The following is a 15,083-nucleotide window of genomic DNA, read 5'->3' on the forward strand; positions in this document are numbered from 1 at the left end:
AATTGATAAAGCAGCAATAAAACTAAATTAATAATGAGATATTATAGTGACTATCGCCTTGATAATAAAAGTATTGTTACGAATAACTATTATTGACTCAGCTTATTGAAACTTTAGCTATTTATTGAGTCCAGCATTTATGTGAGTGCCTTGGTAGTCATTAACTAACATGCCTATGCACTTGGCTCAGGATCGTCATCCCCGTGGTGTTTTAATCGGACGTGCCATGGATGGCACTTATTAGACAATGCTGACGGTACAGGAAGTACCTTATTAGATAATGCAGGAGCATATTATCCTGAGCTTATTGTCCTGAATCCAGTGTATAAAGAGCAATGGATCTTCGATCAGACACTCGAAGATGACGGCTAAGTTGTAGTAGTTGTGCATAAACCCATCAGCCGTCATTGCCGAATGGCGAACCTCGTCATTCCCGAAGTGTCTGATCGGGAATCCAGAAATCAAGTTGTACGCAGCAAAAAACAACCTTAAGCAATCACCTAAGCCACTGATAAAAAGGTGTAAATTCAAATCTATTTTAGCTATTCTAGTGGCAAATAACGTTAATAAATTTAAGAGCCTTCATGAACACTACGGGTATTTATGAGCAGCTAATTACCCAATTAGTTGAACAAAACTTAGACCGAGAAACCTTCCATGTTGGTGAGCGCTCACTTGAAGCTGGCGAAGCAGCAACGTGGTTGTCTCGTTTCTTAACCCGACTGATTGAAATTGCCATGGACTCAGTGCCACATGGTGATAATAGAATTCATCAGCAAATCAACTTAGCAAACACCATAGTGCAGTGGCTTAGTAAACATATTAAAGATGAACAATTAATCAGTGAAAACTTAATTGATAGCAGGGGTAAAATTCTTACCGCACTGTTTGATAAAACCAACCCTATCGCGGCAGACCTGCCCAAGTACGTAGAAGCCATCATGCCGTTAACTGGCTTAACGCAGAGTGAATTGTTCTGTGGTAGCAATGTCGGTGTGTCGCTAGAAACCGAGATTAAAAGAGAAATCCAATCGTCTGACAAAATATATTGGCTAGTGTCCTTTATCAAATGGACCGGTATTCGAATATTTAAAAAGGAATTAGAGGCTTTCACCCGTAGCGGTAAACAATTAAAAATAATCACCACCTCTTATATGGGCGCTACCGATGCCAAAGCAGTCGAGTTTTTAGCATCACTACCCAACACCGAAGTTAAACTTAGCTACAACACCAACCGTGAACGCCTGCACGCTAAATCTTATTTATTCATGCGTAATACCGGTTTTCACACCGGCTATATTGGTTCCTCTAATTTATCTCATTCAGCATTAACCAGTGGTTTAGAGTGGAACCTTAAAATTACTGCGCAAGAAATCCCGCATATCATTAAAAAATCGCTAAGCACTTTTGAAACCTATTGGCAGTCACCTGACTTTGAACACTTTGATGGCAAAGCACCAAGCAAAGAAAAACTAAACAATGCCCTGCGAGAGGCAAAAGGCAGCTTCAGTACCTCAACGCCTAGTTTCTATTTTGATATCAAACCGCATTCCCATCAGCAAACCATATTAGACAAGTTACAGGTGGAGCGAAATCTGCATAAGCGTTATCGCAACCTAGTGGTGGCAGCAACGGGCACAGGTAAAACCATTATTTCTGCTTTTGATTTTGCTCGTTTCTATAATAAAAATCCCGAAGCAAATTTTTTGTTTCTTGCTCACCGAGAAGAGATACTAAAACAAGCTTTAGCGGCTTATCGTGGCGTATTAAAAAATAGCGCTTTTGGCGAGTTATGGGTCGGTAATCACAAGCCAAACAAATATCAGCACCTCTTTGCCTCTATTCAAAGTTTAAACGCGCAACTTAGCACTGTAAATAACAACCAAACGGAAAAGTTAGCGTTAAGTGAAGACTATTTTGATTATATTGTTATTGATGAAGTGCATCATATTTCGGCCAGTAGTTATCGCGCGGTATTAGCGCACTTTAGCCCGAAAATATTGCTCGGATTAACCGCCACACCCGAGCGGCATGATGGCACCGATATACTCAGTGATTTTTGCAATGTTATAGCCGCAGAAATCAGATTACCTGAAGCCATTAATCAACTTCACCTGTCGCCCTTTCAATATTTCGGCATAGATGATGATACCGACTTAACTAAAATTTCGTGGTCTAAAGGTCGTTATGACATTGCCGAATTAACCCACCTTTATACCTATAATGACCAAAGGGTTTTGCGCATTTTGCAAAGCCTTGAAGAAATTGTTACTGATGTCTCACAAATGCGTGCCTTAGCCTTTTGCGTTAGTAAAGCGCACGCAAAATTTATGGCGCAAAAGTTCACCTTGCATAATATTGCCTGTGGCGTATTAACCAGCGATAACAATAAAGACCGTGAACTTATGCAGCAACAGCTAAGATCAAAACAAATAAACGTCTTGTTTGTCGTTGATATATTTAATGAAGGTGTCGATATCCCCGAATTAGATACCTTACTATTTTTACGCCCTACCGAAAGTTTGACTATATTCCTGCAACAACTTGGTCGTGGCCTGCGACTAACTAACGATAAAGAATGTTGCACCATTTTAGATTTTGTCGGTAATTCACGCCCTGAATACGACTTTTCCCATAAATTCAGAGCGTTGGTCGGTAAAACCAATCAGGCGATAGCCAAAGAAGTTAAACAAGGCTTCCCTCACCTGCCCTTGGGTTGCCGCATTGAGTTACAAGAAAAAACTCAGGCGATGATCTTAAAAAACATTAGCCAAGCGACACTAAACAAAAACAAACTGCTGAGCTTAATTAATAACTTTCCGCATAATACCAACTTACCGTTAACGCTAACTAATTTTTTACAGCTCAACCCTAACCTCAGGCTAGAAGACATTTACAAGGTTAAATGTGGCAAGGTTGGTGGTTGGTCAGTATTACTTGCCGCCAGCAAGAACAAGGAAATAGCGCCAGCGGATAAAGCGCTTTATGCAGCTTATTATCGCGCCATTAATAATAGATTACTCAACTGTTCATCCATTTCATATCTACGTTTTATTAAAACGCTGTGTGATAACAACTTTTCAATTTCAGCCTTAAATACCGATGTAAACTTACCCAAACACCAGCAACTTTTTGCATTAATGACTCATTACGACTTTTGGGATAAAACAGGAAAACAAGCTGGCTTTAGTGACGTGGCGACAAGCGTATTAGCGCTGAAAAACACCACGCTGCTTGCGGAATTAGCCGAAGTTATTGCCATGCTTATTGAGCGACTTGAAGTGAGCGAGTTTGCTATGCCAAGGGTTAATAACTCGAAAGTAGATAAATCGCCCTTACAAATGCATGTGCGCTATCCGAAAGAGCATATTCTGGTTGCTTTTGGTGATAGTACTTTCACTAAAAAATCATCGAGCCGTGAAGGTGTGTTAAATATTGCTGGCGCTAATACCGAGTTGCTCTTTGTCACCCTAGATAAATGTGAAAAGCAGTTTTCAGCGACCACCATGTACCATGATTACGCTATTAGCCCGACCTTGTTTCATTGGCAAACGCAGAATAGCGCCCGACCGAATTCAGGCCGAGGTTTAGGTTATATAACGCAGCAAGAAACTAAGAAGACCTTCCTGTTATTTGTACGTGAGCAAGGCAAGGATGAAAACGGCAGAACCATGGGTTTTGTTAATTTTGGTCCGGTCGATTTTGTCAAATATGAAGGCAGTCAGCCGATGAATATTACCTGGAAATTAAAACATCCCATGCCAGCATATTTGTGGCATGAGACGGCTAAGTTGGCGGTTGGTTAGGAAAAACTAAAACAGTCATAAATTATATGTTCAATTGTTAGCTGCGCCACACTTTATGTTCTACTTCTTCCGTTTAGCATTTACTTTTATTTCCTTATTTCCTGATAGCGATTCAGTGTAACTAAATGAAGATATTAGCCCAGTTTTTTTTAATTCATTTACTAGATTCAAATTATATGGTGTATTAGGGATGTTCGTATTTGACCTAGTAGTTACAATTTTATGGTAATCGGTACCAAGCAAGCTCAAAAGCCCTTTTTGATTATCTAGCTCTAAATTTCTAATTTGATTGGTATAAACTGTAACTTTCTCTTCTGTTGAACTACCAGTCCTTAATAAGTTTTCGAGCAGATCTACACTTATTTTCGGCTTAGGAAATGGGGTTTCATTAAAATTGGAAATAACAGCGTCTGATATTACATCAGGTGCATTTTTCAACTCTTCTTGCTGTTCAATAATAATATTTTTTTGCTTAACAGTGAGTTTTGATGAATTTAAGAGAATGCGTAATTCATCAAAATCAAAGTTAATTTCAGCCTGTTCAAAACTCCAATTTTCAAAGTCTATTTCGGTTAAAAATGTATCAAAACCTTGCTCTAATAATAAACACGAAAGCTTATAATCAATCTCTTTTAGCTTTTTATAATTAGATTTAGTAACGCTAATATTGCCGTTAAGGATTAGGCTATTTAATTTATCGTTTGCTATATTTTCTAGGCTAATTTCATTAAACAAATTAGCAACAATTATCTGAAGCTTTTCAAACGATGCGAGGTTAATATCCTCACTTATCAGCAAATCAATGAATATCCTCTCATTTTCATCACTTAAACTCACCTCAGTTTCAAGTAACTCAGAATAAACTGGAGATAAATTTAAAAAACTAGCAAGTTGACTCTTTACGAATATTTTTGAGCGCATAAACTCAATTACATTATCCCAAGATGTATTTATTTTATTACTTTGGAATAGTATGCCCCACAGACCAGTTCCTTCGTATATTTCAGATAAGTTATCAATTTTAAACTTCTCATTAGCAATGATCTTTTGTTTAACTTTATTATCTATCTGAAAATTATTAAGAATATTTTGATATTGAACTTTGTTACCTATTCCTACTTCGCCAGACTCGATTAAGTGAGAAATAGTGACAATGTTATTTTCAATAAGATTGATAAAGTCCGTATTATCTAATTCATATACATCAGAAAGGCTAAATGTATTAGAAAATACTTTATTACTTAGGGAGTTAAGTGCTACCAATAAATTCGCTTGGTTAATGTCAAATAACTCTTCTTTGATGAGAAACTTCAAAAAATCAACATTATTAGCGCAGTCATTTATTTGTTGAAACTCAACTTGTAAGTATTTAAATAGATCTTGTATTTGAGTTATTGCATTTTTTTCCGCAGGGATAGCATTGGCAATATTTTCATTGCCATCAATATAGTCTTTAATAGCTTCAACATTATCTTCGGTAAGCTCATTGTTAACGACACTTAATAATAGCCCGACTAAAAGCTCATTTCTTTTTTCTGTTGTTATATTTGTATACGATATAATACTTAACCAAACCGTAGGCCAATTCTCAATTATTAAAACCCCAAACTCTTTAGTATTAACAAGTTCTTGATTAGCCTCGTAGATAACTTCCATATTATTATCCTGTGGCTTTAAGACATACTCAATGACGTTAATAACTATGCTTTCGTCTCCCCTAGCTAATAAATGATCAAGCATATTGTAATTATAAAATGAAGAACTACGGAACTCATCCTCTGAAAAATACTTAAGAATTTCAGTACAATTTATTAGAGTTTTATTAGGATCCGTTTTTTCATTGCTCTTAACCGCCATAACAAAATCCATATCACTTTTAGCAATATTCCCCTCGTAAAAAATAGATATATAAAGATGATATTGTTCATCTATATATCCCTTCTCAATCAGGTGAATGAGTAATTTTTCATCATTAATGGCTTTGAATACATTTAATCGGTCATACTGATTAATTAGCTCTTTAATAGATAGGTGTGGAATTGAAGATAACTGTATTCTAAGTTCTTTAATTTCTAAACTAACTTTAGTTTTATAGCTTTTACTTTTATTTTCAATATTCTTTTTACGGGGTGCATATGAAGGCTCTATGCCATTGACCAAATCAGCAAACATTATTGTTGATCCATAACGCCTATCTAAATTCCTCGAATCAACCCTGTTTTCTGTCATTAATGTTTCAAAGTTTTCTGGTTCCGAAATACTTTGAATGTGATAACTACCTATGGAATCGAGTTGATTCAGGTTTGTTATAGCTAATGATAAATAGAGGGTATTTAGCTCTTTAACCGTTTGTAAATGCTCCTGTTCTGAATCAATTATCTTTTGTTCAAGTAAATGAACTTTATCTTGAACTGAATTTTTAAAATCGCTTTTCAAGCTTTGTAATCCATTAAAAAACGATGCTAATTTACCACTACCAGAATGAAGTTCAGCAAAATCCGCACAATAAATATTTTTATAAATAATAAAACTGAATAACTTTTGCAGTTCAATTTGTGGGAGATTTTTTTGAAGAATAGGTTTATATATTCCGTATTCAGCTACGATATTTTTCAACATTCGCATATCATCAACAAATACAGCAATATCTCTTAGATAAACATCTTTAAATTCATTTTCAAAGCCAGAATCCCCCAAGAGACGCTTTAATAAAGGAAATGAGTTTGATTTATTTGTAACTGGAATAATAGGAATTATTGAATCAAAAAACTTTGTTCTATTCGCTCCTTTAAAAACATCGTCTTTCAATGCATATATAAATCGAACGCTTTGCTTAACATCGGCACTGTCATTGATTAATTTATTCAGCTCTTTAAGTTGAACAAATATTTCGGAGCGTTTGAACCTGTCTAAATCTTCAAAAAAAACGACATCAGATTTTGTTTTGGAAAAATAATATATAATCTCTTCTAAATAAATATTAAATACCGAGTCATTTGAGCGCTGTTCAAACGCAACTTCTCCTTTTATTGGATTAAATTTGCTTAAATTAAACTTAGGGAATATTTTAAAGGCATCTTTTATAGATAAAATAAGGATAGAAGTAACATAGATGATTAATACCAATGAAAAAGAGGCAATTACACCATCTTTCAAAAACTCAGAAAAAATATGTTTTAATGAGTATTCAGGTATATAGGACATTATTGCGATGAAAATACCCAGTATTACAAAACTAATTGATGAGCTAATAGTATTAAAATAATTAGGGTGGGATTTAATTATTTTTCTAAACCTTGAGTTTGGAGCACTCTCGCTGTCAGTTTTATATAAAATCTGTTGAACAATACTTTTTTCAACTTTATTTATATCTGTTGTATCTCCTTCATCAGACTCTTTAAGCTTGTCATCGGTAAATGCACCAAGTGATATACAAGTATATTTATGATACGGATTAAGCCTCATATAAGTATTAATAAATGAGCTTTTCCCCCCAGAATAAGGCGCTGTTATTGCTATTTCTTTTACCACTTCACGATTAATTAATAATTCATTTAATCGATCAATATATTCTTCACAATTTTCAGCATTATCCGTTGGGCAGAGATCTGGAAGTTTAGATGAATTAAAAACTGGTTTTTCACTATTAAGCTGAATTAATTTCCAACATAGGTCGATAAGTAGCTTTTTAAAACAAAATAACAGACACCCACTCATAATCATCAACAAAGACTACCATAAATAAAATCAGGGTTACTGACTAACATCAGGCAGAATTTCACTTAAATTAGGATAGCGAAGAGGTAATTAAAATTAATGTGCAAAAATACTGTTTTCCTAAAATGAAGACGCAATTACCTTTAGGTGACTAATAATTACTAGCGATTAAGCCAACAACTTTTGGCAGATTGATACCGTTGCTCGTTTTTTTAAGTGCTGATGTTCACAAAAGTCCGTAAGTGCTTGCGCTCTACCTACCGCACCATGAAAACATTGTCTAAACTTGGTGGTTAATACTAACCAGTTTTGGGCACTAATACCTAAGCGGGTTAATATTTCAGGTTGAGATTTTTCAATATAACCGCGTTTATCGGCTCGAATACAACGACCGGTTAAATCTACCAATTGTATATAGTCACTTAATTCAAACGGTAAACCTGTTGGCATGTTCTTTCTTGGGTTACCGATAAAGGGCAGTAGTTGTTGGGCTTGTTGCCCTTTAACTGCGGCTTTTATCCGTCGTTGAATACTGGTGTACTTGGATGTTTCTGGGGTTTTAGCTATTTTAGCTCTAATGGGATTTAAATCGACATAAGCCATACAGGCTATTAACGCGGCTTCATCAAGCAAGGCTTGAGATTTAAAACGTCCTTCCCAAAACCTGCCGGTACACTTATCTTCTCGATTGGCTTGTTTAGCGATAGTTTCATTTAAAATACGCATAAACCAACTGATATCCATCAATCTCTGACGATAAACCCTGGCTGTTTCGTCTACAACTTGTTGAAGCGTGTCAATGAGTGGCTCACCCCGTAAATATTGTTGCGTTAGCAAGGTTCCTTTAAATAGCTGATGCCAACGGCTAATCACTTCATGCATTGACCATGACTTAGCTTGCTGCTCATCAATAAACAACACCAAATGGGTGTGATTACTCATGATCGCATACGCACAAACATCAATCGCAAAAACATCACTTAATGCTTGTAATTTATCAGCGACCCAAGCACGTCTATGCTCATAACTTTGTCCGGTAAATTTATCTTCTCCACATAGATATGCTCGGCGAACACAACGAGAAACACAATGATAATAAGGTGTATCAACTAAGCTTATTTGTTGTTTTCTTGCCGTGGCCATAATAACTCTCAAAGGATATTTATTGATCATTATTTAAGCATAGTAGATGCCACTCATTATTACCATTTGAGTGGGTGTCTGCTATTTTGGCTATTTTGGCTAAAAGTGACCACATCCAGTTATTAGAAAAGCATGGGACTGTTTTATAAAAGTGTACTCTTCACAATCAGATAAACCGACAAAATCAAAAATAAAAACAACCACATAATTATTCAGATGAAAAACTGATAAAAATCACCCTAGGAATTATTAACATACACAACAAAAAGAAATAGACACCCATACTTTATATTCTATACGACCTAATAATCAATTAACAAAAGTATGGATGTCCCCTTTTTATTACAAAAACACGGTACTGCCTTTATAACGGTGTACTCTTCACAACCAGATAAACCGACAAAAGAAAAAATAAGAACAACCGCTTAATTATTTAGATGCAAAACTGATAAAAAATCACCCTATAAATTATTAACCCGTGAGCCAGGTTGTAGCAAAAGACAAGACCTGGCCCTAATATTCACTAACAACTAAGTTTAATCTTTCTGAGCCTTTTTAGACTCCCTTAAAGCCTTCAATTCAAGATCTATTTGCCTTACATCAAGAAAGTGGCCATGAACAAAACGCCTAAAAAAAGTTAAAGTAAACTTGGTCACACTCTCCATAGCTTTAAAAGTCTCCAATACGTGGAAAATTAATAAAGCTAGCCTTTTTTCAGAGGTTGCACCTTTCAGACAAATCATGGAAGATCTAGAACAAGCATATATAATATGTTCGGTATATTTCCATTCAGATAAATCAAATCTACCTTTTACACCTAAACAAGCTGAGCGGATTGACTTAAGACAACTGGTAGTGAGTACATCAAGAGCACTCTCGGAAGAAGAATAATTATTGGGGTACTTTTTAATAACTTCCGCTGCTAAATATTGTCCTTTACTTTCCTGAGAACAAAGCTCAATAACATCTTGATGGGAAAGAGGGACAGGTAAATTAAATTGAATATGACATTCAGCTAAAGAGGCCTCTATTGACTTAGAAGCTAGCTTTGCATCAACTGTCAACTTATATACATCAGCTAAAATAACATCCAGTTGACGATAAAGCTGACAGAATGCAGAATCTACGCAAAAAAATGGAATAGAGTGAGAAATAGAAGCTTTAATAGAGCTATAGTGAGATGTATCAACGACATCTTTCAAATTTGTTAAAATTTCTGGCATATTTATGCTTGAAGGTATCAATATTTCGCAACTTTCAATAAGTTCCTTGAGATTGCTAATATTTTTGTCTTTTGCAATATCATTTGCCGTTGTTTTTATAAAGTCATCGCCAACTTTCCCTATAGACAAAAAGTCTGTTCTGCTAATGTCATCCAACCAAGAGATTACTAAATCATGCGTCTCTTGGGTGACATAAACTTTAACACCTAGTTGTATTAGTCCTTTACTTAGACCTGTCAAACAAAAATAAGCTATTGAAAGAACGTCAACAATAACAGCCTCATCAACGACTTTTCCTTCTGAAAAAAGATTAAGAGTCTTATTACTAGCTTCATCACATAAATAGATGAAAGCTCCTTTTATTAAATCGCTTTCATGGGAATGCTTTAGCCTCATCAGAATTGGAATAGCCTTGCCATCAATTTCATGCTCGATAGTTTGTTTTTGCTGGGATATTGAATCAATATGCTTCAGCAGCCCTTCCACACCATCGTCTTCGTTTATGGATAGTAAATAAAAGCAATCATCTCCAGGGTTTATATCGTCTCTAATATTGGTTGAAATTCTAAATACTCCGACAATCGCAGGTAGCTTTTCAATTAACTTTATAGTCGTCATCCCCTCCTTAGCTTCCTCTCCAACATCCATATCACTTAACAGTTCACCTAAAGGACTATCTGGATTCAGTAAATACTCACTTGAATTGCAATCATCAACTAATAACTTAGTGAACGTTCGTCCCCGTTTTGTATAAACAAAAGCCGTTGAACACCGCTCTGAAGGGTATACATTTTTAGTAAGGTCATTATTTCGTTTCAAGTTATTAAAATGTAGGTTAGTTACATGGGTCGCCATACCGACAGGATCATCAATAAACCATTCCATAGCTACATACTCGGCTAAACTCAAATCGCTCTTTGCAATAAGGTGGAGTAAATTAAGACCATCAAAACTAAAACTATTAATAATCTCTTTGGGTATTCTAGACACAACAATTTGAATTTTATAAGGCTCTATGTTTTCTGAATAATTTGCCCTCAATAATTGAGCCCAGTAAAAGCATGAAAGTTCATACTTGCTAATAGCTAATTCTGACAATTCAATTGCTTGTTTATAATCATTAGAAATATGTGCTCTTTCTACTTTAACAGCCAATAATCGAAAGCTATCTTTACCATTTTTCATGCTCAGTAATAATTCATCCAACTTTTCTAATTGGTCGCATGCCAATAAAGACTCAGCATAAATGTCAACAATTGGAGATGCCCAAGGAGCTAAAGGAAGTATAGGTTCAACTAATTTGACCACGTGTAATGGCAAACCTATGCGACTAAGGTTTATAGAAAGTTGCTGAACAGCATGAACATTAAATTCACTTATCCCATCTTGGTTGGATTCTATGAATGCCTCTAACCTTTTAGATAGATTAAACTTTTGTTGGCGATCATCAATACCACAAATCATAGAACTCAAAACTATTTGAATAAATTCTTTAGCTGGATCACTAGTGGAAGCAACAGTACCACCACTATCAAGCCATTTCTTAATATGTCGTTCAGTTAAATTTCCTTCAATGAAGGCAGAAGATACTTGGGTAAATTCTTGCTCACTTATATTTAACTCTTCTTTATTTAACAGTTTCTTTGCTGAACCAGCATTATCAATTTTCTCTTCACCAATACATAAAAAGTCTCGTATTTTAGGAATAACCTTTTCTGCCTCTTCAAAATTTTCAATGCAAATATCTCTTAATGCTACAGATTGGAACCATGTAGAAGCTAATAAAACTGCCGCGATTTGAACTATTCGAGTATCACTATTATCTTTTGATAAATTAATGCAGTTATTAATTCTTTCTTCAAGTTCACTCATGAGCTCAAAATTAATAAGCCAATAATGTTTTCCTTCTATATCTTCATGTAGTCTATATGCCAAAGAAAGAGAGAGTAGTATTTCACTGTTAAAATTTTTGTATTTGTTAAACATGACTTTCGAAAGTTTTATTGCCAATTCAAAGTCTTTACATCTAATAGAACAACGAACGAAAGAGCATAGTTCACACTCAAAAAAATCTAAAGTTCCACTTTTTATTTTTGTGTCTAAATCCTCACTATTAGCAAGAACTTCATAAAACACCTCATGGGTAAAAGCATCTTTATAAAGAGATTTAGAAAACCGATCTTTCGCATTACCTTTTGATTCAATTGATAAATAATGAATATAAATAGATTCGACTATGTCTTTTATAACAGGCCCTGAGCGAGGACTACGTAATAACTCTAAAAAAACATCAGGGTTTATCTCTATGTTACTGCCGGTTAAGAGGCTAAACTTGTATTGGAGTAGCATTAGAAGGGATTTACATTCGTCATCTAAAGAGGTTAAGGACTTAAGACTATTTAAATATGCCTCAGCCGTAACCCAATCTCGATGTGTGAATAATTTTAATAATTGCTTTGTATAAGTAACTAAGTCATTAGAGGACAAACTAGTGATATTTAAATCACCTAGGGTTACATTTGCATTTTCAGCTGCATTTATATTATGGCCAATACCTGTACCTTGAGTTACTAAAGCACTATCTATCACAATTATTCATCCTTCCCTGTTACTATATTACCCACAGATATATTTCCACTGCCTGTGCTATTAATGTTATGCCCTATATTTGATGTTTGCTCAACAATAATAGTGTCTCCCGATGCTTTAATATTACTAATAAGATCAAGTAATCCCTGATGTTCAGTTATTTTTCGTTCTATTGCATGGGGGGCTAGATCTTCATTAACTCCTGTATCTTTAAGGTAATCTGATATTTTTTCTATTTGCGAGTCATCGATAAGCCAACCTTGCAATTTCGATTTCAACATGTCAAAACCTATAACAGCACCGCCCTTTACACCATCATAAATAAGTCCCGATAAAATAGATGCGCTAAGTATATCCACATAAACCTCCTAAGGCTAAATTCTAAAATAACTAGTTAAAAGTTTGATTTCAATATTAATTTATCAGATTCCCCCGGTATAATGAATAGGGACAGAGTAAAATCAAGCATCACCACTCCCTCAATTGTTGCATTTCTTTCAATCGGCCACGCTGCATCACCAAAGCTTCAAACAAATCATCTACTGATGAGTTATCAGAACTTAACCCCGGCAAAGCAATATTCGCCTCAGCGAAAAAGCGCTGGCTTTGCTCATACCTTAAGCCCGTTGAGGGCTCTGCTTTTGCTCTTAAAAGAGAGGCTGATGGCTCATCAAGCCAAGCAACTTGCCACCAATGCTGAATTCTTTCTTTTGCCTGTTTTAGTTTCTGCTCTGTTGGCAATCTATCGCTTTTTTGATTGTTCACTTGGCTATCGGTGGGCAGTAAATTCCATAAGTCATTATTCGTCCAACGGGCAAAAGGCATACTGCGAAAGGTATCTAATAAACGTGCATTGATGATTTCTATAATGGCTGGCAATAGTTGATGCCCGCTTTGATGTACCTGATCAAATGACCTTGATAGGTATTGCTGGGCTAGTGCTTCTGCATTGTCATTATAAAATTTGGCTGGCAAGCGCGTGGTCCTTTCGCGTTGGTATTTTGAGTCTGCTATTTTCTCTATGCTAACACGAAGACAAGCACTTAATTGTTGTTCTTTGTCAATAAGTTGTACTAAAAACCAAACCATAAATACCATTGGAATTAAAGTTTAGTGGTTTTAAGAGAATAGATTTCCGATCAGACACTTCGGCAATGACGAGGACGAAACTACCAGGATGGATTATGGTTATGACGGCGTATGTAATACGTGGGAAAGGGCGTTTTATCGCTTTAGATATTGCCCCCTTAATCCCTTAGAATTTGTGGTTCATACTTAAAATATCGTCTTTAAACATAGTTTCCGCAACGATAAGCTCTAAATCTGTCGAGTGATTTTTATGCCAATACCAAAATTTAGGGGCTGGCTCTCCATGGGGTTTGGAATGATAGCAAACAACTTTATGTTTCCCGTGCTTATCTATGCCATACACTATCAGATCAGATAGCAATCCTCCTTTTAGTGATGTCAGGTCTTTCATCGCCTGATACACAGCTTCCTCAACGGATAGGCCAATCTTCATATATTGTACAACAGCAAAGGCAGTGTTTGCTCTTAAAGCCATTTCCCCTGTATTTGTACATGCGGCAGCACCCCACTGATTATCCGCATAGAAGCCTGCACCACATATAGGGGAATCCCCCACGCGTCCGGGATATTTAAGTGGCCAACCGGATGTACTCGTTCCAACTGCAATATTTTCTTTGTGGTCTTTTGCCATATATATTGTTGTATCTTTAAACAGATGTCCATGCGCCCCTAATATCGCCTTTTTACACCACTGAGCTAATGCGACTTTGTCTGATAAAACGGAGGGATCTTCATTAACATAGGATTTAAAAAGTTCGCGCCATTGATCTTCTGATTTTCTTAATCGTGGTGAGCGCTGAGGAATATTTTTTTCTCTGGCATATCGCTCGGCTCCTTCAGCAACTAACATACAATGTGGTGAATCGTGCAATATAGCAGCCGCAATTTTTATGGCATTAACATGTTTTTTAATGCAAGCAACAGCACCAAAATCAATATTTTCACCATCCATAATTGCTGCATCAAGTGTCACATCGCCGCCAATATCCGCTAGGCCTCCCAGTCCGACAATTTTGGAATGAGGGTCTTCCTCAACCATAGATATTCCTGCAACGATTGAGTTTATAGATGTATTGTTATTGTTTAGCAATTCGACTGCTTGGTCGACTCCCGCCTTTCCATCTTCGTTGGCTAATAAAAACATATTACCTCCACTTTTATTCTAGAGACTCGTATAAATGTTTATACCTTATTTTATAATTGTATTCATTTATTCAGTAGAATATAGAATATAGCAGACACCCACTAAAATTTTATTTCTATTTGAGTGGGTGTCTGCAGTTTTTTCCGTGGAAGTTAGCTGCCGATTGGGCAATAAGTTGTACTAAAAACCAAACCATAAATACCCTATAAGTTAAAGTTTAGTGGTTTTAAGAGAATGGATTCCCGATCAGTAACTTCGGGAATGACGGAAGGTGTAACTTCGGGAATGACGAAGGTGTAACTTCGGGAATGACGAAGGTGTAACTTCGGGAATGACGGAAGGTGTAAGTTCGGGAATGGCGAGGGGGTAACT

6 protein-coding genes and 1 pseudogene are annotated in these 15,083 nt (G+C 35.9%); 1 reads left to right on the forward strand and 6 read right to left on the reverse strand.

Going from position 1 to position 15,083, the window contains the following annotated elements; genetic code table 11:
- Positions 1-584: 584 nt before the first annotated feature.
- Positions 585-3,806 (forward strand): DUF3427 domain-containing protein, encoded by a 3,222-nt coding sequence (locus tag ASU03_RS11330; protein ID WP_057831907.1) that lies wholly within the window; start codon positions 585-587, stop codon positions 3,804-3,806.
- A 60-nt stretch (positions 3,807-3,866) separates the two neighbouring features.
- Here the strand turns inward: ASU03_RS11330 and ASU03_RS11335 are convergent, their stop codons facing one another.
- From ASU03_RS11335 to ASU03_RS11360, 6 genes and pseudogenes are all read right to left on the reverse strand, one after another.
- On the reverse strand, positions 3,867-7,529 hold the full coding sequence (locus ASU03_RS11335; protein WP_057831908.1) for a YobI family P-loop NTPase: 3,663 nt from the start codon (positions 7,527-7,529) through the stop codon (positions 3,867-3,869).
- Positions 7,530-7,691: 162 nt separating this feature from the next.
- Entirely contained in the window at positions 7,692-8,666 is a 975-nt protein-coding gene (locus tag ASU03_RS11340; protein WP_057831909.1) for a transposase, read from the reverse strand.
- 536 nt (positions 8,667-9,202) lie between these two features.
- Complete coding sequence (gapS6b, locus tag ASU03_RS11345; RefSeq protein ID WP_057831910.1) at positions 9,203-12,478, reverse strand: GapS6b family protein; 3,276 nt, start codon at positions 12,476-12,478, stop codon at positions 9,203-9,205.
- Positions 12,479-12,480: 2 nt separating this feature from the next.
- The gene (gene gapS6a / locus ASU03_RS11350) at positions 12,481-12,837 is read right to left on the reverse strand and encodes a GapS6a family protein (RefSeq protein WP_057831911.1); all 357 of its coding nucleotides are present in this window, start codon (positions 12,835-12,837) and stop codon (positions 12,481-12,483) included.
- Positions 12,838-12,946: 109 nt separating this feature from the next.
- Positions 12,947-13,318: pseudogene (locus ASU03_RS19945) on the reverse strand (SAM-dependent methyltransferase); the annotation flags it as partial.
- Positions 13,319-13,733: 415 nt separating this feature from the next.
- Positions 13,734-14,711, reverse strand: a complete 978-nt coding sequence (locus ASU03_RS11360; RefSeq protein ID WP_057831913.1) for an isoaspartyl peptidase/L-asparaginase — start codon at positions 14,709-14,711, stop codon at positions 13,734-13,736.
- Positions 14,712-15,083 lie beyond the last annotated feature (372 nt).

Source organism: Colwellia sp. TT2012 (genome assembly GCF_001440345.1).
Lineage (GTDB): Bacteria > Pseudomonadota > Gammaproteobacteria > Enterobacterales > Alteromonadaceae > Colwellia.

Coding starts and splice junctions, on each gene's coding strand:
- ASU03_RS11330 (WP_057831907.1), top strand. CDS start 585: ATGAACACTACGGGTATTTATGAGCAGCTAATTACCCAATTAGTTGAA.
- ASU03_RS11335 (WP_057831908.1), bottom strand. CDS start 7,529: ATGATTATGAGTGGGTGTCTGTTATTTTGTTTTAAAAAGCTACTTATC.
- ASU03_RS11340 (WP_057831909.1), bottom strand. CDS start 8,666: ATGGCCACGGCAAGAAAACAACAAATAAGCTTAGTTGATACACCTTAT.
- ASU03_RS11360 (WP_057831913.1), bottom strand. CDS start 14,711: ATGTTTTTATTAGCCAACGAAGATGGAAAGGCGGGAGTCGACCAAGCA.